15 protein-coding genes and 1 tRNA gene are annotated in these 20665 nt (G+C 72.7%); 12 read left to right on the top strand and 4 right to left on the bottom strand.

Translation table 11 applies throughout. From position 1 onward, the window contains the following. Positions 1-64: 64 nt before the first annotated feature. The 9 genes from ABD882_RS07135 to ABD882_RS07095 all read left to right on the top strand — a co-directional run bounded on the left by ABD882_RS07135 (position 65) and on the right by ABD882_RS07095 (position 13426). Positions 65-1327 (top strand): MFS transporter, encoded by a 1263-nt coding sequence (locus ABD882_RS07135; protein ID WP_345185868.1) that lies wholly within the window; start codon positions 65-67, stop codon positions 1325-1327. Positions 1328-1449: 122 nt separating this feature from the next. Further along, on the top strand, positions 1450-3819 hold the full coding sequence (locus tag ABD882_RS07130) for a hypothetical protein (RefSeq protein WP_345185593.1): 2370 nt from the start codon (positions 1450-1452) through the stop codon (positions 3817-3819). After that, positions 3816-6503, top strand: coding sequence for an FtsX-like permease family protein (locus ABD882_RS07125; RefSeq protein WP_345185591.1), 2688 nt, complete (start codon positions 3816-3818; stop codon positions 6501-6503). Before ABD882_RS07130 ends, ABD882_RS07125 begins: the two co-directional genes overlap by 4 nt. Positions 6504-6536: 33 nt before the next feature. Then, complete coding sequence (locus ABD882_RS07120; RefSeq protein ID WP_345185590.1) at positions 6537-7472, top strand: ABC transporter ATP-binding protein; 936 nt, start codon at positions 6537-6539, stop codon at positions 7470-7472. Then, positions 7469-8173 (top strand): ABC transporter ATP-binding protein, encoded by a 705-nt coding sequence (locus ABD882_RS07115; RefSeq protein ID WP_345185588.1) that lies wholly within the window; start codon positions 7469-7471, stop codon positions 8171-8173. The genes ABD882_RS07120 and ABD882_RS07115 overlap by 4 nt, the downstream gene beginning before the upstream one ends. Positions 8174-8269: 96 nt before the next feature. Continuing rightward, entirely contained in the window at positions 8270-8857 is a 588-nt protein-coding gene (locus tag ABD882_RS07110) for an ArsR/SmtB family transcription factor (protein ID WP_345185587.1), read from the top strand. Continuing rightward, on the top strand, positions 8854-10140 hold the full coding sequence (locus ABD882_RS07105) for an MFS transporter (protein ID WP_345185585.1): 1287 nt from the start codon (positions 8854-8856) through the stop codon (positions 10138-10140). Before ABD882_RS07110 ends, ABD882_RS07105 begins: the two co-directional genes overlap by 4 nt. Before the next feature lie 4 nt (positions 10141-10144). After that, entirely contained in the window at positions 10145-10996 is an 852-nt protein-coding gene (locus tag ABD882_RS07100; protein WP_345185584.1) for an SDR family NAD(P)-dependent oxidoreductase, read from the top strand. 3 nt (positions 10997-10999) lie between these two features. Further along, positions 11000-13426, top strand: a complete 2427-nt coding sequence (locus ABD882_RS07095) for an HAD-IC family P-type ATPase (RefSeq protein ID WP_345185582.1) — start codon at positions 11000-11002, stop codon at positions 13424-13426. A gap of 4 nt (positions 13427-13430) precedes the next feature. Here ABD882_RS07095 and ABD882_RS07090 read toward each other — a convergent pair whose 3' ends face one another. Both ABD882_RS07090 and ABD882_RS07085 read right to left on the bottom strand, forming a co-directional pair. Then, on the bottom strand, positions 13431-14585 hold the full coding sequence (locus ABD882_RS07090) for an acyltransferase family protein (RefSeq protein ID WP_345185581.1): 1155 nt from the start codon (positions 14583-14585) through the stop codon (positions 13431-13433). A gap of 58 nt (positions 14586-14643) precedes the next feature. Next, positions 14644-15174 (bottom strand): YbaK/EbsC family protein, encoded by a 531-nt coding sequence (locus ABD882_RS07085; protein ID WP_345185580.1) that lies wholly within the window; start codon positions 15172-15174, stop codon positions 14644-14646. 63 nt (positions 15175-15237) lie between these two features. Here ABD882_RS07085 and pepN point away from each other — a divergent pair, with 63 nt between their 5' ends. Both pepN and ABD882_RS07075 read left to right on the top strand, forming a co-directional pair. Further along, positions 15238-17733 carry an aminopeptidase N gene (gene pepN / locus ABD882_RS07080; RefSeq protein ID WP_345185578.1) on the top strand — a complete coding sequence of 832 codons (2496 nt, stop codon included), beginning with the start codon at positions 15238-15240 and terminating at the stop codon, positions 17731-17733. Positions 17734-17742: 9 nt separating this feature from the next. Next, the gene (locus tag ABD882_RS07075; RefSeq protein ID WP_345185577.1) at positions 17743-18888 is read left to right on the top strand and encodes a cation:proton antiporter; all 1146 of its coding nucleotides are present in this window, start codon (positions 17743-17745) and stop codon (positions 18886-18888) included. Positions 18889-18896: 8 nt separating this feature from the next. On the opposite strand, the gene ABD882_RS07070 is transcribed toward ABD882_RS07075, so the two are convergent. Beyond that, positions 18897-19532 carry a phosphotransferase gene (locus tag ABD882_RS07070; protein WP_345185574.1) on the bottom strand — a complete coding sequence of 212 codons (636 nt, stop codon included), beginning with the start codon at positions 19530-19532 and terminating at the stop codon, positions 18897-18899. Between the two features lie 266 nt (positions 19533-19798). After that, entirely contained in the window at positions 19799-20437 is a 639-nt protein-coding gene (locus ABD882_RS07065; protein ID WP_345185573.1) for an MBL fold metallo-hydrolase, read from the bottom strand. A 127-nt stretch (positions 20438-20564) separates the two neighbouring features. Between ABD882_RS07065 and ABD882_RS07060 the strand changes: the two genes are divergently transcribed. Beyond that, a tRNA-Glu gene (locus ABD882_RS07060) sits at positions 20565-20637 on the top strand. Positions 20638-20665 lie beyond the last annotated feature (28 nt).

The raw sequence follows: 20665 nt of genomic DNA, 5'->3' as shown, positions 1-20665 counted from the left end.
GCTGCTCCCGGCGGAGCGGGACACGAATGTCGGAGGCCTCAGACAGACTTGTGCGGTGACCGGCATGAGAACCTTCTGGACAGCGCTGCCCACCCCGGGTCGCTGGCTGCTGTCGACCGTTGCGATCCAGACGCTCGGCCGCGGCATGACGCTGCCGTTCACGATCATCTACCTGCATGAGGTGCGCGGCTTCGACCTGGGGCTGGCCGGAGCGCTGATGAGCGTCATCGCGATCACGGGGCTGGTCGTGACCGGCCCCGGCGGCACGCTGATCGACCGGTACGGCGCCCGGCGCGTGCTGCTCGTCGGCCTCGCGGCGATGATCGCGGGCTGCGCGCTGCTCGCGTTCGCGACCTCGCCGGTCGTCGCTGCTGTCGCTCTCGTGCTGATGGGTGTCAACTTCGGCGTCTCCTGGCCGGGGTTCAACGCCCTGATCGCGACGATCGTCGACGGAGAGGTGCGCCAGCAGTATTTCGGGGTGAACTTCGCGCTGATCAACCTCGGCATCGGGGTCGGCGGCATCTTCGGCGGCTTCTTCGTCGACGTGCACCGGCCCGAGACGTTCACGGCGATCTTCCTGATCGACGCGGCGAGCTCGCTCATCCCGATGGCGCTGCTGCTCGGTCCGCTGCGACACGTGCGCACGCATGCCGATCCCGAGGAGGGCGACGCGCCGGTCGACGGATATCGGGCGATCCTGCGCCGGCCGGCCGTGCTGTGGCTCACGCTGCTGACCTTCCTCGCCGTCTTCATCGGCTACGGCCAGATGGAGGCGGGATTCCCCGCCTTCGCACGCCAGGTGTCCGGAGTGTCGACCCAGGTGATCGGCTTCGCTTTCGCGGTGAACACGGCCGTCATCGTGCTGCTGCAGTTCGCGGTGCTGAAGCTGATCGCGGGGCGGCGCCGCACCAGGGTGATGCAGCTGATGGCGCTCATCTGGGGCGTTTCCTGGGTGCTGCTGGGGCTCACCGGGCTGCTGCCGCGCAGCCTGGCCGCAGCGATCGGCGTGCTCGCCTTCATGGGCGTCTTCGCGTTCGGCGAGACCATGCTGCAGCCGACCGTGCCGGCGATCTACAACGATCTCGCTTCGGAGCGCAACCGCGGCCGCTACAACGCGATCAACTCCGCCGCCTTCCAGGGCGGCGCGATCGCCGGCCCGATCGCGGCCGGGCTGCTGCTCGGAGAGGGGCGCCAGATCTGGTTCATCGTCGCGATGGTGGCGGGACCGGTGCTGATCTGCCTGCTCGCCCTCGTGCTCGAACGCCGGGTGCCCGCGGTGGCGAACGGCGTGCAGAACGAGGTCGCGCCCGCGCCCGACGCCCGGTGAGCGGGCATCCGCGGCGGACGTTGCGCCCGAGGGGTGCGGCCGTTCAGGATGGGGAGCGGTGCGTTTGTTCGGATCGGTGACGATTCCGCAGGCGAGCCGCAGTGACCGGTGGGATGAGGACGATGACGTTTGCGGTGAAGCGGGCGCGACAGCAGATCGCGAGGCTTCTGCTCGTCCTGCTCGCCGGCCTGCTCGTGGTCGCCGGCGTCGGCGGGACGGCGGCGCTTTCCGGACGTCTCGTGGACGACGGCCTGCATCGGATCGCGACAGCAGCGGATCCGGCCTCGCGGGCCGCGACCGTCAGCGCGCTCAGCGCCGCGGATCCGGCGGCTCAGGAGGAGGCGGTGCGCGCGGCGATCGGGCGTGCGTTCGGGCGCGCGCCCATCGAGGTCGGACGCATCGCGGTCAGCGAGATCTCCCTGGGCACCCCCGAGGCGGTGCAGGCGATCGCCGGGCGCGCCGCGCACGACGCCGGGGCCCTGGAGGACGGCGCGTGGCCGACGAGGGCCGGGGACGCCGCGGTGCTGGCGGCGGCCGCCGCGCGTCGCGGCTGGCACATCGGCGACCGGATCCGCCTCGGCTCCGCAACCGCTGGCGGGGACGTGGTCGTGACGGTCGTCGGCATCTGGCGTGCGAAGGATCCTGCCGATCCGGTCTGGGCGGGAAACCCCGCGGTGGGATCCGGCGACTCGCAGGGCGCCGCGGGCCCGGTGCTGATCCGCGATGCGGACATGGCGCGTCTGGGCACCACGGCGACCGTGACCTGGACGATCGAGCCGGCCGGGCTGAGCGCCCGCACGCTCGACGCCTACCGGGCCGGGGTCGGAGCTCTCACGGACCTCCCGGAGAAGGTCGACCCGGACAGCCGGTCGAGCACCCGGATCGGGGGTGGCCTGGACGGTCTGCTCGATCGGCTCACCCGCACCGTCACCATCGCCCGCGGGACCCTCATCGTTCCGGCCGCGATCATCCTGACGCTCGGTGCGATCGCGGTGACGGTGATCCTCGCCGCGCTCACCGGTGCCCGCCGGGAGGAGCTGGCGCTGCGGCGCGCGCGGGGCTCGTCCGGCACGCAGATCGCCACGGCAGCAGCCGGGGAGGCGGCGAGCTTCGTCGGTGCGGGGGCGGCGCTGGCCCTGCTCCTGTTGGTGTCCGCGCGCGCCGGAGGGACGGCGGCGTTCCTCGCCGCGGGCGTCCTGGTCTGCGTGGCCGGGGGAGCCGCCGGTGTCACGGCGGTGCGCGCATCGGATCCGCGCGGCGCCGGACGGTCCGACGCGGGTCGGGGGATCCTCGCCGTGCTGCTCGTGCCGCTCGCGATCGCGCTCGTGATCGCAGGTCTCGCCGTGTGGCAGCTCGTCGCGCAGCACGGAGTGCTCGCGCCGGACGGGTCGGCCGACCCCGTGGCATCCTCCGCCGGCGCGGCGGCGATGCTCGCGGCGGCCCTCGCCGTGCCGGTGCTCGCCGTGATCCTGGCCGCGATCGCCGAACGCGCCGCGCGGGGCAGCCGCGGGATCATGCCCGTGCTTCCGCTGCGACGGATCGCGCGGCGGGCGGAGCTCGTGGCCGTCGCGATCCTGTGCCTCGCCCTCGCCTCCGCCTCCGTGACGCTGGCGCTCGGCGCGCAACCCCTCGCCACGGCGGCGGAGCGCTCCGCGACCAGCGCGGCTCTGGGTCTGGACGTGCGGGCGTCCGTGAGCGACTCCCGCGCCGCGCTCCCTTCGGTGGCAGACACGGCCGCGCTGCCGTCGGTGACGGGCGCGACCGAGGTCCTGCACCGCGGCCTCATCGTCGGCGCGGACACGGTCGATCTCGTCGCGGCCGATGTCGCGGCGCTGCCCGTGCCCGCGGGCGTGCGCAGCGTGGTCGTGGCGCGCTCCGGCGCTGCGCTGCCGGTTGCGGTCACCTCGTCGTTCGCGCAGCGGCTGGGCGCCACCACAGGAACCGGGTTCACGGCGACCGTGCAGCCCGACGGGGCGCGGCTCACGGTGCGGATCGTCGCGATCCTCGCCGACATCCCCGGGATCGGATCCGCGCCCGGCGTGCTCGCCGATCGTGCGGGCGTGATGTCTGCGATGGAAGCAGACACGCAGGCCGCGGTCAGCGCCGACGAACTGTGGATCGCCACGACGGATCCGGCGGCGGTCGCCGCGACGATCCGGTCCCGAGCGACGGATCCGGTGCGGATCCTCACTCCGGCCGCCGTCAGCGATGTTCCGATCACGGGCACGACGTCGATCCTGCTCGCCGTCGGCGCGGTCGCCGCAGCGCTGCTCGGGGTGCTCGGATTCCTCGCAGCCACCGCCTCCGATCGGGCGCGGGGCGCTGACGAGCGCACGGTGCTCCGCTCGCTCGGTCTGCGCCCGTCGCGCCAGAGCGCGGGGCGCGCGGGCGAGATCGTCGGCATCGCGTTCGTCGCCATCCTCGGCGGCGTGGCGGCGGGACTCGTCGTGACCGCGGTCGTGCTGCCCGTGATGTGGGGGAGCGGATCATGACCCGCGCGGCACGGCATCCTCGGATGGCGACGGTCGTCGTGCGCACGCTGTTCGACGCCCCGCTGCTGTCGGCGTTCCTGGTCTTCGCGATCGCGGCGACGGCGCTCGTCGGCACGCTCGTGCCCCCGCTCATCGACCAGGCGCGGACCGCGACCGTGCAGCATCAGCTGCGGGAGATCCCCGAGATCGCCCTTCCGCTCACGGCGGTGATGCCGGGCCTCGCGGCCCTCGGCGACGAACCGGGACCGAGAGCCGACGCCTGGGCGGCGCCGCTCGCGGCGGCCGCAGCAGCCCGTGCCGCCCGGCCCGAGCCGCTGCGCGATGTGCTCGGGACGCCGAGGGTGTACGGATCCTTCGCGCCGGCACCGTTCACCGGCGACCGGAAGACCCCGTTGAACAAGGTGCAGGTGGTGATGGATCCGGGTCTCGCGTCGCGGAGCACGCTGCTGCGCGGCTCGTACCCCGCGACCTCCGATCCGACGCAGGGGATCGGCGTCGTCCTCACGGACAAGGTCGCCGAGACTCTGGACTGGCGGGTCGGCGAGACCCGCCGAAGTCGCGCGCTGACGCTCACGCTCACCGGGGTCATCGCGTCTGACGGCAGCAACGCCCAGGACTGGCGGATGCTGAACGGCTCCCTGGAGCCGCTGATCGAGCTCACGCCCCTCGGAGACCGGATCTATCAGGGCGTCGCGTTCATGAATCCGGATGAGGCGCCGCTGCTGGGCGAACTGGCGCAGCAGGCGGTGACGTACTCGTGGATCCCGTTGGATGGTGGCGCGATCGATGCGGGGGATGCGGACGTCGTCGCCCGCCAGCTCCGGCTGATGATGGCCACCGCGGTGCACATCGGCGTGGGCAGCGCCGATCTCTACGATCAGGGCCTGCTCTACTCGACTCCTGCGGCCGACGCGATGGACCAGGGCGTCGCGCGCGGGCGCACGCTCCTCGCGATCGTCGCCGTCGCCGCCGTCTGCCCGCTCGCGGTGGCCGCCGTGGTGCTGACCCTGTCGAGTCGTCAGCTGGCCTCGCGGCGCCGGCGGGCGGCACGGCTCATGCGCGCCCGCGGAGCATCACAGGGCGCGCTGCTCGCGCTGCTGAGCGGCGAGAGCCTGCTGCTCGGAGTCCTCGGCGCCGTGCTCGGGGTGGGGGCCGGCCTCCTGCTCGTACCGCACGCCGCGGACGGGCTGACCCTGGTGATCCCGGCCCTGCTGGTGCTGGTCGTGGTGTGCGCGGTGCCGGCGACGTTGCTCGGCGATCTGCGCCGGATCGAACGGCGCTCCGACGGGGCGCGCACCGGCGCGCGCTGGCAGCGGATCCTGGTGGAAGCGGTCGTGGTGGGGCTTGCGGCGGCGTGCGCCGGGATCCTGCTGACCCGCGGCGGCGGCGCGCTCACCGTCGATCCCGTGCTCCTCGCAGTGCCGCTGCTGATCGGAGCCGCGGGTACCGTGCTGGTGCTGCGCGTGCTGCCGCCCGTGCTGGCGGCGCTGCATCGAACGGCCGCCCGGCGCACGGGACTGATCGGACTGCTCGGACCCGCCAGAGCCCTGCGCGATGAGGCGCTGCGCACGGCGCCCGCCCTGGCCGCGGTCATCGGGATCGCGGTCGCCGTGTTCTCGGTCGCCTTCGCGGCGACCGTGACCGAGGGCATCTCCCGTCACGCCAGCGAGAGCACCGGGGCCGACATCGCGGTGACGGTGCCATACGCGGACGCGGAGCAGATCGCCGGGGCGCGCGCCGTGCCGGGCGTCGCAGCGCTCGCGACACTCGACGCGAACGCGATCGGGATGGTCGGGCCGGGCAGCGGACAGGACAGGGTGCGCATCTACGCGGTCGACCGCGCCGAGTTCCTGCGCGTGCAGCAGGGCTTCGATCCCGCGCTGCCGCTGCCGTCGGCCCTGGCCTCGACGCAAGGCGGCCCGATCCCGGTGGTGGCCTCGGAACAGCTCGTCGCGCAGTTCGGCGACGCGCTCACGGTGAACGATCACCCGGTGCGCATCGTCGCCCGCACCGCACAGCCGGTGCCGTTCGGCACCGGCTCCGGCACGGTGCAGAAATGGGTGATCATCGACACGGCGAACCTGCACCGGATCGGCCTCGACGCGCCGACGGTCTCGCAGGCGTTCGTGTCCGTCGCCCCGGGTCACGACGCCCGCGCGGTGGCGAAGGCCGTCACGGCGGCGCTGGGGCAGGCGGCGACGGCGCGCACCGCCGCGCAGATCATCGCGGCGGCCGGCTCCGACCCGGCGACGGCCGCACTGCACGCTGCGCTGATCGCGGCGGTCGGGATCGTTGCGCTGCTGCTCGCGTGGGCGGTCGTGCAGACCCTTGCGCTCGGATCCGCGGCGCGCGCGCGGCTGCTGGCGCTCCTGCGTGCGGTCGGCTATCCCCGACGCGGAGAGCTGCCGCTGGTCGCCTGGGAGGTGGGTCCGGCGCTGCTGGTGTCGGTGCCGATCGGCCTGCTGACCGGGACGGCGACGGCCAGGCTCGTGGTCGGCGGACTCGACCTGCGCGGGTTCACGGGCGGCGACACCGCCCCGGAACTCGTGCTCGCGGGCTGGGGCACCGCCGCCGTGGTCGGCGGCTTCATCGTGGTGACCGGGGCCGCCGTGCTGCTGGCGACGGCCGCGGCCGCGCGGCTGCGCAGCGCCGAGGCGATCAGAGTGGCCGATGACGAGGACTGACAGGACGAGCATGTGGCGAACCAGGAGGGCATCATGAGCGAGGCCGACATCCGCTGCGAGGGTCTGGTGCGGATCTTCACCGCCAAGGGCATCGAGGTGCAGGCGCTGCAGGGACTGGATCTGCGCGTGCGATCCGGCGAGATGGTGGCGCTGGTGGGTGCCTCCGGATCCGGCAAGTCGACCCTGCTCGGGATCCTCGCCGGGCTCGACGCTCCGACGGCCGGCAGCGCGCGCGTCGCGGGGCACGATCTCGTGACGATGAAGAGCGCGGAACGGCTGCGCTACCGGCGCAGCAGCGTGGGGTTCGTGTGGCAGCAGTCGGGGCGCAACCTGCTGCCGTACCTGAGCGCGCGGGAGAACATCGCGATGGCGCACGGCGTCGCCGGGGTGGTGCCGCGCGCGGCCCGCGCGGCGAGGGCGCAGGAGCTGCTGGAGCTGCTCGACGTGGCCGACGTCGCCGAGCAGCGGCCGGCGCGGCTGAGCGGCGGGCAGAAGCAGCGGGTGGCGATCGCCGTCGCCCTGGCGAACGCGCCGCGCGTGCTGCTCGCGGACGAGCCCACCGGGGAGCTGGACGAGCGCACCAGCGCGGACGTGCTCGCCGCGATGCAGGTCGTGAACACCGAGCATGACGTCACGACGCTCATCGTCACCCACGATGCGACGGTCTCGGAGCACGTCGACCGCACGGTCCGGATCAGGGACGGCCGCACCTCGACCGAGACGCTGCGCAGCACGAGCACCGACGAGGACGGCCGGGCCGTGCGTGTCGCGCAGGAGTTCGCGGTGCTGGACCGGGCAGGGCGGATGCAGCTTCCGGGCGAGTTCGTCCATGCGCTCGACCTGCGCGACCGGGTGCGGCTGACGCTCGAACCGGACCACGTGCGCGTCGCGCCCGGCGCGCCGATCGCGGATCCCGCCCCGCAGGCGAGACCGGCCCCGGATCCGGCAACGGAGGGAGGAGCCGCATGACCGTCGTGCTGCGCGCCGAGGGGGTGACACGGGTGTTCCGGTCTCCGGCCGCCGATGTGACGGCGGTCCGCGAGGTCGATCTCGCCGTCTCCGCCGGGGAGCTGGTGGTGATCACCGGGAGATCCGGATCCGGCAAGACGACGCTGCTCACGATGCTCGGCGGTCTGGACCGGCCGACCGCGGGGCGCGTGCTGCTCGATGAGCGGGACCTGGCCACCGGGGAGGTGAGCGACGTCCTCGGACATCGGATCGCGTCGATCTTCCAGACCTCGGGCCTGCTGCCGGTGCTGTCGGCCGCGGAGAACGTGGAGGTGCCGCTGCGCATCCGGCGCACGCCTGTCGCCGAACGGGAGGCGCGGGTGCGCCGGGCGATGCAGGCCGTCGGGCTGGCCGAACACGCCCGACAGCGTCCGTCGGAGCTCTCCGGGGGACAGCAGCAGCGGGTGGGCATCGCCCGCGCGCTGGTGATGGATCCCGCCGTGCTGATCGCCGACGAGCCCACCGCGCAGCTCGACAGCGAGACCGGCGCGCAGATCATGGACCTCATCGCGGCGCTCGTGCACGAGCGCGGCACCGCGGCGATCGTCGCCACACACGATCCGGCCATGCTCACCCGCGCCGACCGCGTGCTGGAGCTGCACGACGGGGTGCTGCACGAGCTCGGGCCGCGCGCACGCGTGGCGAAGACCGGAGGGCGCTGAGGGTCGGATCGGACACGGCATCCGTGCAGAAATACTGTGCAGAAGTATTGTGCAGAAGTATTGTGCATCGATACCGTGCATGCCAGAGTGGGGGACATGGAGACCCCGGAGAACCCTGTCGGCATGCGCCTCGACGAGTGGGCGGTGCGCGTGCTCGCGCATCCGCTGCGCTCCCGGATCCTCGGCGCGCTGCGTCTGCACGGCCCCGCCACGGCGACGGAGCTCGCGGTGGCGCTGAGCACGAACACCGGCGCGACCAGCTACCACCTGCGCGCCCTGGAAGACGTCGGCCTGGTGGCCGACACCGGCGACGGAGCGGGCAGACGCCGGGTCTGGCGCGCCAGCACCGACTCGCATTCCTGGGTCAATTCCGACTTCGCCGACGACGAGGACGCCAGGACCGCGCTCGGCTGGCTGCGCCGAGATTACGTGCGCCAGTTCGCCGCGCGCGCCGAGCAATGGCTGGATGCGGAGGCGGATTGGCCGGCGGAGTGGGTCGACCGCCTCGGGCTCGACGACTTCCTGCTCACGGTCACCCCGGATCAGCTCGCCGCCTTCGACGCCGAGCTCGACGCGCTCGTCGCGCGCTACCGCGGTCTCGGCGACGGGGAGGCCGCGGCGCGCCGCATCCACATCGTGGTGCAGAGCGCACCCGTCGATCTCGCACCGCCGGGCGCGGGATGAGCCCGTCCGACGCGGCGCAGCGGCGCCTGCTGCTGCTCACCGGCCTGCGCTGGTTCCCGGTCGGGGTGATGCTCGGGCTCACCGTGCTGCTGCCGCTCGAGCGCGGGCTGTCGATCGCGGAGATCGGATCCATCCTCGCGATCCAGGGATTCGTCGCGCTCGCGCTGGAGCTGCCCACGGGCGCACTCGCGGACACGCTGGGCCGGCGACCGGTGCTCGCGGCCTCCGGGGTGCTCGCCGTCGCCGCGGGCGTGCTGTTCCTCGTCGCAGACTCGTATGCCCTCTTCGCGGTGTCCCTGCTGCTGCAGGGCGTGTTCCGGGTGCTCGACTCCGGAGCGCTCGAGGCGTGGTTCGTGGATGCCGTGCACGAGCACGACCCTGAGGCGGAGGTCGCTCGACCGCTGGCCCGGGCGGGCACGGTGCTCGGCGTCGCGATCGCGGCCGGCGCGCTGCTCGGCGGCGTGCTCGTGGCCTGGCATCCGCTGGCCGGAGCATCGGCGCTCGCGCTGCCGCTGCTGGTGTCGATCGTGCTGTACGCGGTCTACACGGTGCTCGTGGTGGTCCTGGTGCGCGAGGAGCGACCGTCGGGCGTCGTGCGGCCACGTCCGTTCGCGGCGATGACCGCGGCGGTGCGGTCCACGCCCCGCACGATCGTCGACGGGCTGAGCCGGGCCGTGCACTCGCGGGTGCTCGCCGGGCTCGTGCTCGTCGAGGTGTTCTGGTCCGTCGCGATGATCGGCTTCGAGACCCTGACCCCGCTGCAGCTCGAGGGGATCCTCGGCGGGGAGGCGGCGGCGGCCGCGGTGTTCGGGCCGGCATCCGCGGCCGCCTGGGGGCTCTTCGCTCTCGGCTCCGTGATCGCCGCGCGCGCCAGCGGTGTGATCGGCGTCGCGTGGACCGCGATCATCGGCAGGATCCTGAACGGGGCGTTCGTGGTCCTGATGGGGCTGGCCTCCGGCGTCGTCGGGATCCTGATCGGCTATGGACTCACCTATCTCGCGCACGGGGCAGCCGGCCCGATGCACTCCGCCCTGCTGCACCGCGAGGCCGACCGCTCCACGCGGGCGACCGTGCTCTCGCTGAACTCGATGGTCTCCGGGGGCGCGTACAGCGTGGGACTGCTGGTGCTGACCGCGTTCGCCGGAGTGACCTCGGCCGCCGCCGCGACGGTGGTCGCGGGAGCCTTCAGCATCCTCGGCGCCGCCTGCTATCTGCCCGCCCTCCGCCAGGAGCGGTCGGGGAGAGGTCTCTCCGCCGCGCCCGATCGCACGCTGTTAAGGTGAGCGCATGACGGAAAACGCGCGCACCGAGATCGCCCTCGTCACAGGGACCTCGTCCGGCATGGGGATGCATGCCGCGGTCCAGCTCGCACGCCGGGGCGTGCAGGTCGTGGCGACCATGCGCGACACCTCCCGATCCGACCGCCTGCGCGCGGCCGCGGACGCCACCGGGGTGGAGCTGGAGATCCGCGCTCTCGACGTCGTCGAGCGCGAGGCGGCGCGCCGTGCGGTCTCCGAGATCATCGCCGACCACGGCCGTATCGACGTTCTCGTGAACAACGCCGGTCAGGGTGGGGTCGGCACCGCCGAGCAGCTCACGATGGAGCAGATCGAGGCGCAGCTGGCCGTGAACTACCTCGCTCCGGTGCACCTGACCAAGCTGGTGCTGCCGGGCATGCGCGAGCGCGGCCACGGGCACATCCTCACCGTCACGAGCGTGGGGGGCACGGTCGGGCAGCCGTTCGCCGATGCGTACTGCGGGGCGAAGTTCGCTGTCGAGGGGTTCATGCAGTCCCTTGCGGGCGTCGCCGAGCGCTTCGGCGTGCATGTCGGCGTCATCGAGCCGGCCGCCGTGGCGAGCGACTTCGTGCAGAACGCGGTGCGTCCCGCGGATGTCGGCGCCTACGGGCCGCTCTTCGACGCGTACCTGTCCCGCACTGCGGGGGCCTTCGCGAACGCGCAGTCGGCGGCCGACGCCGGCGCGGCGATCGCGGCCGCGGCGCTCGCCGAGGAGTTCCGGTTCCGGTGGCAGAGCTCCGACGCCGCGACCGCGTTCGCAGGGATGTCGCTCGCCGACACGGACGGATCCCGCGTCCGCTCCTTCACCGCGGGGTGGATCGCGACGGATCGGCCGGCCTGACGCATGGTCGCGGTCCTGCTGCCGCCCGACGGTCCCGCCGGGACGGCACGTGCGCCGCTGACGTCGGCCCAGGTGGTCGAGCGGATCGAGCGCGGCGCGAGCAATGCGATCGAGTCGCACACCAGCCGCAGCTTCGGCGAGATCTTCCGCGCCAACGCGTTCACGCGCGTCAACGCGATCTACCTCGTGCTGCTCCTGCTCATCCTCGGCACCGGCTCCTTCATCGACGGACTGTTCGGCCTGCTGATCGTGGTCAACAGCGTCGTCGGCATGGTGCAGGAGATCCGGGCGAAACGCACTCTCGACCGGCTCGCCCTGCTCAGCAAGGCCCCCGCCCGGGTCCAGCGCGCGGAGGGCGTCACGGAGATCGACGTCGATCAGGTCGTGATGGACGACGTCGTCCTCATCGCGGCGGGGGACCAGGTGCCGGTGGACGGCGTCATCCTCGACGCGATCGGATTCGAGGTCGACGAGTCGCTGCTCACCGGCGAGTCGGAGCCGGTGCTCGCTGACGCCGGCTACGAGCTCAAGTCGGGCAGCTTCGTCGCCGCGGGATCCGCCGCGTTCCGCGCCACCGCGGTGGGCGAGCACGCCTACGCCGCCAAGCTCGCGAAGGAGGCGTCGCAGTTCCGCAAGCCGCCGTCCGAGCTGCGCGCGGGGATCGACACGATCCTGAAGTACGTCACCTGGGCGTTGATCCCCGTGGCGGTGCTCACGATCGTGAACCAGATCTGGGGCCGTGCCGAGGACTGGCGCAAGGCGGTGAGCGGCCTCGTGGCCGCGCTCGTGCCGATGGTGCCGGAGGGCCTGGTGCTGATGACGAGCGTCGCGATGGCGGTCGGCGTGGTCCGGCTGGGGCGGCGCAACTGCCTCGTCCAGGATCTCCCGGCGATCGAACAGCTCGCCCGGGTCGACGTGGTCTGCACCGACAAAACCGGCACGCTCACCGAGGACGGCATGCGCGTGAGCTCTGTCGACCTGCTCGGCGGCGCGGCCGGGGCCGATGTCGAGGGTGCCCTGGCCGCGATCGGGCGGGTCGAGGGGAAGCCCAACAGCAGCATGGCGGCGATCCTGGAGCACGTCGGCGACACACCGGCCCCGCCCGTGCAGCTCTCGATCGCGTTCTCCTCGGCGCGCAAGTGGGCGGCCGCGCAGACCCGCGACGCGGGCACCTGGGTGCTCGGCGCACCCGATGTGCTGCTCCCCGAGGGCGACGCGGCCCGCACCCGTTCCGACGCCCTCGCCTCCGAGGGGCTGCGGGTGCTGGCGCTCGCGCGCACCGACGCGGTGCTGCCCGATCCGGACGCTCCCGGCGACGGTCTGCCGGACGGGCTCGCCGCCGTCGCCCTCGTGATCCTGGATCAGCGCCTGCGAGCCGAGGCATCCGGCGCGATCGCGTACTTCGCCGCGCAGGGCGTAGGGATCAAAGTCATCTCGGGCGACAACGCCGCCGCCGTCGGCGCGATCGCCGCCGAGGTCGGGGTGCCGAACGGCCGGGATGCGGTCGACGCCCGAACCCTCGACCCCGACTCGGCGCACTTCGGCGATCAGGTCCGCGACCGCACCGCATTCGGTCGGGTCACCCCGACCCAGAAGCGCGCGATGGTGCACGCCCTGCAGAGCGACGGGCGCGTGGTCGCGATGACCGGCGACGGCGTGAACGACGTGCTCGCGCTGAAGGACTCCGACGTCGGCGTCGCGATGGGATCCGGATCGCCGGCGGCCCGCGCGGTGTCGCGCATCGTGCTGCTGGACAACTCCTTCGCGACGCTCCCGCACGTGGTCGCCGAGGGACGCCGGGTGATCGGCAACATCGAGCGGGTCGCGACCCTCTTCCTCACCAAGACGCTGTACTCGATCCTGCTCGCGCTGCTCGTCGCGGTCACGGCGGTGCCGTTCCCGTTCCTACCCCGGCATGTCACCCTGATCGCCTGGTTCACGATCGGGATCCCCGCGTTCTTCCTCGCCCTGGCGCCGAACACCGCGCGGGCGCAGGACGGCTTCGTGCGCCGGGTGCTCGATGCCGCGGTTCCCGGCGGGATCGGTGCCGCGCTCGCCTCCTACGGCGCCTATCTCACGGCCCGGGCGGTGCTGGGCACGACGCACGCTGAGCGCGTGCCGACCTCGTCCACGGCCTTCCTGGCGCTGATCATCGTGGCGTTCTTCGTCCTGATCACGGTGGCACGTCCGTACCGGCTCTGGAAGGTCGTGCTGGTGGCCGCGATGATCGGCGGAATGCTCACGGTGATCCTGCTCCCGGTGGGATCGCTCGTGTTCGATGTGGATCTGCACGATCCGCGCGCGGTGCTGATCGGCTGTGCGTTCGGTGCCGCGGGGATCGTCGTGCGGTTCCTGTCCCGGGCGCTTCTGCGGGCGATCTATGGCGCCGTGGCGCGGCGGCACCGCCGGGCCGTCACGTCGCACGGCTGAGACGTCACGACGCCCGGGCCAGCGCGCGGCGACGGGCGGCGCGGATCGCACGCACCTCGATCCGGTCGGCGAGGGCCGCGCCGATCCCGCCCGCACGCCGGGCGAGCACCTGCGCCGGCTGCTCCACCAGCGTGTGGAACACGGCGGCGATTCCGAGGCTCAGCGGCACCCCGATCAGGCAGGCGAGCCACCACTGCTCGGCGCCGAGCAGATAGCAGAGCGAGGCGAGGATCGGGGCGTGCACGAGGTACAGGCTGAACGAGATCCGCCCCAGCCACTGCATCGTACGCGTGTCGAGCGCGCGTCGTGCCCTGGGCCAGACGACCGCGAGCACGACGAGCAGGGCGGCGCCGGCGGCGGCGATCGCCCACAGCAGGTCGGCCGCGACCGTCCCCGCGGTCAGCGGCCGCGCCAGCCAGCTCGCGATGAGCATCCCGCCCGCGAGGACCGCCAGCCAGGGCAGCGCGCGACGCACGCGCGGTCGCTCCGCCCGGACGCGCAGATCGGCGAGGCGGACGGCGATCAGGGTGCCGAGCAGGAACACCGGCAGGTAGGCGAGCGCCGCATCGCCGGTCGTGCGACCGAGGAAGATCAGAGCGACGGTCAGCACCGCGACGGGCACCGCGAATCGGCGTACCCGCAGGGCGACCCACAGGAACACCGGCAGCAGCAGGGAGAAGAACAGCTCCCAGCGCAGCGACCACAGCACGTTGTCGATCGGGTAGGCGGGGCGCAACAGCGTCATCTGCGTGAGCACCTCGCCGGCCGACACGGACGTGGCCTGCGCGTCCTGCATCCAGGATCCCTCGGGCATCGTCGACGGATCGCGGGGGATCGCCACGACCAGCAGCGCCGCAGCCCCCAGCGCCGCGATCACCGGCACGTACAGCCGGAACACGCGGGCCGGGTAGTACCGCGCCCAGGAGAACCCCGCCTGCCGGGCGGGCAGCGCCACCACCAGGCCGGAGAGCACGAAGAACACCATGACGGCCTCGGATCCGGCGAGCAGGAGCTTCACCGGCGACTGCGTGAGCAGCGCCCAGCCGGCCGGGTCGATCCAGGGCTGCGCGATCAGCGAGACGTGATGGAGCAGGACGATCCCCGCGGCGAGTCCGCGGAGTCCGTCGAGCGAACTGATCCTGTTACCGTTTCGTGACATCCCTTTCCACGGTAGGGACCGAGTCTGGACGCCTCCTGGATCGCGTCTCGGTGCCGGCTCAGTCCGCGGCCACCGCGACGACCGCGCCGCCGGTGAGGGCCACGAGCTCGTCGAACGTCATCGGCATCACGGTGTGCGGGGTTCCTCCCGCCGTCCACAGCACGCCGTAGTCGCGCAGCGCCGCATCCACGACGGTCCGCACGGGCGCCGGATGCCCCACCGGGGCGACGCCGCCGATCGCCTGCCCGGTGACCTCGCGGACCAGCGCCGCCGGAGCCATCGTGATCGATGCGGCGCCGACAGAATCGGCGAGCACCGCGACGTCCACGCGATGGCGGCCGCTGGTCATCACCAGCAGCGGCTCCCCGTCGGCGAGGAAGAGCAGGCTGCTGCCGATCGCCCCCACCTCGCAGTCCAGGGCCGCGGCGGCCTCGACGGCCGTGCGGGCGGAATCGGGCAGCTCCCGGACCAGGGAGGAGATGCCCGCGGCGTGCACGTGCTCCTGCACGATCCTGCTGCGTTCGGGAAGCTGTCCCGGGGATTCGGGCAGGGGCTCGGAGTGCGGGGCGGCTGAGGTCTGCTCGGTCATGCCACCATGCTGGCACGACAGCCCCGCGAAGGGCCCGGCGGCAGGTCGTGAAACGATGGATCCATGAGCACCGCGAACCTCACCCGCACCGAGACCGCCGCGCGATCCGCGTCGATCGATCTGCACCGGATCCGCCTCGAACTCGACCTCAGCGGAGCTGTCGATCAGGGACAGACCGGCTTCCCCACCTCCTCGACGCTCGAGTTCGACGCCACGACGGATGCGACCTGGGTGGACTTTCTCGGAGAGGGCGTGCAGAGCGTCATGGTGAACGGGCAGCCGCAGGAGGTCCGGTACGACGGGGCGCGGATCGCGCTGCGCGGGCTCACGGCGCACAACACCGTCGAGATCCGCGCCACCGGCGCCTACAGCCGCTCGGGCGAGGGGCTGCACCGGTTCCTGGATCCCGTCGACGGGAAGACCTACCTGTACACGCACGACGAGCCGGCCGATGCGCGCCGCTTCATGGCGTGCTTCGAGCAGCCCGACATGAAAGCCGCGATCACCGTGGTCGTGACCGCACCCGCCGGCTGGGAGGTGCGCTCCAACCAGTCCGCCGTCTCCCGCCGCACCGAAGACCGCGACGGCGCTGAGCTGCAGACGGTGCAGTTCGCTCCCACGCTGCCGCTGTCCAGCTATCTCGTGTGCGTCGCGGCGGGCCCGTACGTGCGGGCCGAGGCGGAATGGACCCGGGGCGAGCAGCGCGTGCCGCTCGCCGCGTTCTGCCGCGCGTCGATGGCCGCGCACTTCGACGCCGACGAGATCCTGCGTATCACGGCGCAGGGCCTGGACTTCTTCGCCGACGCGTTCGCCTTCCCTTACCCGTGGGGCAAGTACGACCAGATCTTCGTCCCGGAGTACAACATCGGCGCGATGGAGAATCCCGGGCTGGTGACGTTCACGGAGTCATATCTGTTCCGCGGTGCGGCGACGCGGGCGCAGCGGCAGGCGCGGGCGAACACGATCCTGCACGAGATGGCGCACATGTGGTTCGGCGACCTGGTCACGATGACCTGGTGGGACGACCTGTGGCTGAAGGAGTCCTTCGCGGACTACATGGGCGCGCACGCTTCCGCGGCGGCGACCGAGTTCACCGAGGCCTGGGTGTCGTTCGCGAACCGGCGCAAGGCCTGGGCCTACACGCAGGATCAGCTGCCGAGCACCCACCCGATCGTCGCCGATATCCCCGATCTCGAGGCCGCGAAGCTGAACTTCGACGGCATCACCTACGCCAAGGGCGCCGCGGTGCTCAAGCAGCTGGTGGCCTTCGTCGGCGAGGAGGCCTTCTTCGCAGGCGCCCGCGCGTATTTCACGAAGCATGCCTACGGGAACACCACGCTGGAGGACCTGCTCACAGAGCTCTCGGCCGCCTCCGGACGGGACCTGCGCGGCTGGGCGCAGGCCTGGCTGCAGACCACCGGGATGAGCACCCTGAGCCTGGAGCGCGGTGCGGACGGCGCCGTCCTGCGCCAGACGGATCCGCGCCCGCATCGCCTGCAGATCGGGCTGTACGACCTGCGGTCCGGACAGCTCGCGCTGCGCGAGCGGATCGCGCTCGACATCGTCGATGAGCGCACGACCGTCACCCTGCCCGACGCCGACCTCACCCTGCTCAACGACGGCGATCTCACCTACGCCAAGGTGCGCCTGGACGATCGCTCGCTGCAGGCGGTGGAGCTGGCGCTGTCGAGTCTGGCGGATCCGCTGGCGCGGGCCCTGGTCTGGTCGGCGCTGTGGAACGCCACGCGCGACGGGGAGCTGTCCGTGGCGCGTTATCTCCGTGTGGTCGCCGCGCACGCCCCGGCCGAGACCGACGCCGCGCTGCTCGGCGGGGTGCTGCTGAACGCGCCGTTCGCGATCGGCCATTACCTGCCGGACGCCGAGCGCGCGCTCGCGCGCACCGCGTGGGCGGAGGCGACCTGGTCTGCCCTCGAGAAGGCCGAGCCGCACAGCGATTCCCAGCTCATCTGGGCCCGCGCGTTCGCCGCCGCGGCCGGCTTCGACGACGTGCGCCATGCGGAGGCGGCGGCCCTGCTCACGGGCGTCGCGCCGGCAGGACTGCCGTTGGATCCCGACCTGCGCTGGGCACTGCTGACCGCGCTCGTGACGACCGGGCATGCCGGCGCCGAGGAGATCACCGAGGAGCAGCTGCGCGATCACACCGCGAGCGGCAGGACGGCCGCCCTGGCGGCCGCGGCCTCGACGCCCACCGCCGAGGTGCGCGCGGCGGCGTGGCGCGGGGCTTGGACCGATCTCTCCCTCACCAACGATCATCTCGATGCGACGATCGCCGGGTTCGGCGCGGGTGGCCGCCGTGATCTGATCTCAGACTTCGACGCCGAGTACTTCGAGCGGATCGGCGCGGCCTGGGCCGAGCGCTCCATCGAGATCGCGAGCCGCCTCGTGCGCGGCCTCTACCCCGACGCCGAGACGACCCGGCTCGTGGACGCCTGGCTCGCCGACAACCCCGACGCCCCCGCGGCCCTGCGCCGGCTCATCGGCGAGCAGCGCGATCATCAGCAGCGTGCGATCCGGGTCCGTGCCGCGCAGCGGTCCTAGAGTGGCGGCATGACGTTCGCGACGCTGGCGCTGCTGGTGCTGGTGGGCCTCGCCGGCCCGCTGCTCTCGGCCCGTCGTGCCTGGCGGATCCCGGTGATCGCGGGGGAGTTGATCGCCGGTCTCGTCATCGGCGCGACCGGGTTCGGCTGGGTGAACGCGACCGAGCCGACGTTCACCCTGCTCGCGCAGCTCGGATTCGGCCTCATCATGCTCGTGATCGGATCGCACGTCCCCGTGCGGGATCGGGTCGTGCGCGCGGCCGTCGGACGCGGGGCGCTCGGCGCCGTGCTGGTCGCCGTCGTCGCCGTCGCGCTCGGCGTCGGCACGGCCCTGCTGTTCGGCAACGCGCACGGTGCCGTCTACGCGGTGCTGATCGCGTCGTCGTCGGCCGCGCTGGTGCTGCCGATGCTGCAGTCGCTGAGCATCTCGGCCGACTCCGCGGCCCAGCTCATCGCGCAGATCGCGATCGCCGACGTGTCATGCATCGTCGCCCTGCCGCTCGTGCTGCAGCCGCAGCGGGTACCGCTGGTCGCGCTGGGCGGCGTGGGCATCGCCGCGGTCGGCGTCGTGCTCGTGATCGTGCTGCGCCGGATCGGCGAACGGCGCTGGCACCGCATGCACCAGATCTCGGAGTCGCGGCAGTTCGCGCTCGAGCTGCGGTTCAGCCTGCTCGCGCTGTTCGGCCTGGCCGGGATCGCCCAGTTCACGCATGTGTCCGTGATGATGGCCGGCTTCACGCTCGGGCTCGTGCTCTCCGCGGTCGGGCAGCCGCGACGGCTCGCGCGGCAGCTGTTCGGAATGACGGAGGGCTTCTTCGGTCCGCTCTTCTTCGTGTGGCTCGGCGCCTCGATCAACCTGCGCGATCTCGGATCCCACCCGCAGATGATCCTGCTCGGCCTCGCGCTCGGCGCCGCGGCCGTGATCGCGCACCTCGCCGGGCGCCTCGTCCGGCTGCCGTGGGCGCAGGCGGTGGCATCCGCGGGACAGCTCGGCGTTCCGGTCGCTGCGGTCGCCCTCGGCGTCGAGACCAAGGCGCTGCTGCCGGGCGAGGGCGCGGCGATCCTGCTCGGCGCGATCGTGGCGGTCGTCGCCTCTTCGGTCGCCGTGGCGATCGTGGCCCGGCGGCCCGCTGCGCCGGCCGCCACCGCCCGCTGAGTCAGCGCTCAGCGGTCTCCGAGCGTCTCGGCGGCGATCTCGGCCCCGAGCGCGGCGTATTCCGGCCGGTCGTCGCTGCGCGTGAGCAGGATGATCGCCATCGCCGCGGCCCATGCCCGCGCGCGCACCCACGCCGCGTCATCATGGGCGTCGGCGAGTACCGCGCGGAAGGCGTCGCGTCCGGCCTCGTCGAACACGATCCACGCGGCGCCGAGGTCGTAGGCCGGATCTCCTGCTGTGGTGTCGCCGAAGTCGACGATCGCGGCCAGCCCGCCGTCGTGCACGATGAGGTTGCCCGGGTGCAGGTCGCCGTGCAGCCACCGCGGCGGGCCGGTGTGCGCCGGGGCGGCGACCCCTTCACTCCAGAGCGCGCCCAGGGCGTCGGCGAGCGCCGGGCTGTGCACCGCCAGCCGCCCGGCGGCCGCGACCAGGTCGTCGTCACGGGCGGTCAGCGGTACGCCGCGCACGGGATTGACGGGGAAGGGCCCGGTCGCGGGGACGTGCAGAGCACGTAGCCCCGCGGCCAGCCGCGCGCCCCAGAGAGTCCGCTCCGCGCGCGGCTGCGCCAGCGCCGCACGGCCCTCGATCCACGGCACGACCGACCAGCCCCACTCGAATCCGGCGCCGGGGAGCCCCTCGAACACCGGCGCCGGTGTTCGGACCCCCCTGCGCGGCCAGGCGCGCACCCATCGCCGGAAGGTGCTGCTGCTCGTGCCGGATGAGCGCGGCGGCGGCCCGACGGCGGGGCAGCCGCACGGCGAGTTCGTCACCGAGACGCCAGATCGCGTTGTCCCAGCCCTCCGCGACGAGCGTCAACGGCTCCTCCGCCAGGTCGGGCGCCTGCTCCCGCAAGAGGGTCCGGACCAGGATCTCGTCGATCCGGATCTCGGCGGCGGGGGAGTCCGCCACCTCAGACCTCGATCGAGTCGCCCGGCGCCAGGGTGAAGAACTCTCCGCCGTTCTGCTCGGCAGCCCACTGCAGCCGTGCGCGGTGCATCGTCGATCCGATCACGGAGAGGGTCATGTCGTGCGTGCCGAAGGCGCGGCGCGGCTTCACGGCGAGCACGTAGTCCATGGCTTCGCCGATCTTGAGCCAGGGGGCGCCCAGCGGGGCGGCGAGCGTGCCCACGGTGACGCGTTCCGGCACGGCGTAGGAGTCGCCGGGGTAGTACAGCTCGTCGTCCACGAGGACGCCCACGTTGTCGACGAGCGGGAGCGAGGAATGGATCTCGGCGTGGACGCCGCCGAAGAAACGCAGCGTGAAGTCGCCGACGGCGACCGTGTCGCCCGGTGCGACGACCGTGATCTCGTAGCCGGCCGCCGCGCGCGCGACTCCCGACGGCGCGAAGATCGGCGTTCCGGGGGCATCGCGGAGGATCCGATCCAGGTGCTCCGGCGTCCAATGATCGGCGTGCTCGTGCGTGATCACGACCCCGACCAGGTGGGCGAGTCCGTCCAGGGGAAGCGTGAAGCTGCCCGGATCGATGAGAAGGGTCTGGCCGTGGTCGTCCACGCGAAGGGCCGCGTGCTCATGCTTGGTGATGCGCATGTCACGAGCGTAATCCTGCGCGGGCGTGACACACCCGGGAGTTTCGGCGGGCTCGCCCCGATTTGGCGCGTGCCCGGCCTCATGCCATAATTGAACGGTTGTCGCGGCGCGAAAGCATCGCCAAGACGGCCCCATCGTATAGCGGCCTAGTACGCTGCCCTCTCACGGCGGTAACGCGGGTTCGAATCCCGCTGGGGTCACACAACACGCGAAAGCCCTCGGTTTCCC

The sequence above is a fragment of the Microbacterium panaciterrae genome (genome assembly GCF_039541635.1).
Classification (GTDB): Bacteria; Actinomycetota; Actinomycetes; order Actinomycetales; family Microbacteriaceae; genus Microbacterium; species Microbacterium panaciterrae.
The sequence above is the reverse complement of the archived record's forward strand: the minus strand, read 5'-3'. Positions and strand labels throughout refer to the sequence as shown.

Excerpts from the sequence above, each read along its gene's own strand:
- ABD882_RS07105 (WP_345185585.1), top strand. The coding sequence starts at position 8,854 with ATGAGCCCGTCCGACGCGGCGCAGCGGCGCCTGCTGCTGCTCACCGGC.
- ABD882_RS07065 (WP_345185573.1), bottom strand. The coding sequence starts at position 20,437 with ATGCGCATCACCAAGCATGAGCACGCGGCCCTTCGCGTGGACGACCAC.
- ABD882_RS07085 (WP_345185580.1), bottom strand. The coding sequence starts at position 15,174 with ATGACCGAGCAGACCTCAGCCGCCCCGCACTCCGAGCCCCTGCCCGAA.
- ABD882_RS07100 (WP_345185584.1), top strand. The coding sequence starts at position 10,145 with ATGACGGAAAACGCGCGCACCGAGATCGCCCTCGTCACAGGGACCTCG.
- pepN (WP_345185578.1), top strand. The coding sequence starts at position 15,238 with ATGAGCACCGCGAACCTCACCCGCACCGAGACCGCCGCGCGATCCGCG.
- ABD882_RS07110 (WP_345185587.1), top strand. The coding sequence starts at position 8,270 with ATGGAGACCCCGGAGAACCCTGTCGGCATGCGCCTCGACGAGTGGGCG.
- ABD882_RS07135 (WP_345185868.1), top strand. The coding sequence starts at position 65 with ATGAGAACCTTCTGGACAGCGCTGCCCACCCCGGGTCGCTGGCTGCTG.
- ABD882_RS07120 (WP_345185590.1), top strand. The coding sequence starts at position 6,537 with ATGAGCGAGGCCGACATCCGCTGCGAGGGTCTGGTGCGGATCTTCACC.
- ABD882_RS07075 (WP_345185577.1), top strand. The coding sequence starts at position 17,743 with ATGACGTTCGCGACGCTGGCGCTGCTGGTGCTGGTGGGCCTCGCCGGC.
- ABD882_RS07095 (WP_345185582.1), top strand. The coding sequence starts at position 11,000 with ATGGTCGCGGTCCTGCTGCCGCCCGACGGTCCCGCCGGGACGGCACGT.
- ABD882_RS07130 (WP_345185593.1), top strand. The coding sequence starts at position 1,450 with ATGACGTTTGCGGTGAAGCGGGCGCGACAGCAGATCGCGAGGCTTCTG.
- ABD882_RS07125 (WP_345185591.1), top strand. The coding sequence starts at position 3,816 with ATGACCCGCGCGGCACGGCATCCTCGGATGGCGACGGTCGTCGTGCGC.
- ABD882_RS07090 (WP_345185581.1), bottom strand. The coding sequence starts at position 14,585 with ATGTCACGAAACGGTAACAGGATCAGTTCGCTCGACGGACTCCGCGGA.
- ABD882_RS07115 (WP_345185588.1), top strand. The coding sequence starts at position 7,469 with ATGACCGTCGTGCTGCGCGCCGAGGGGGTGACACGGGTGTTCCGGTCT.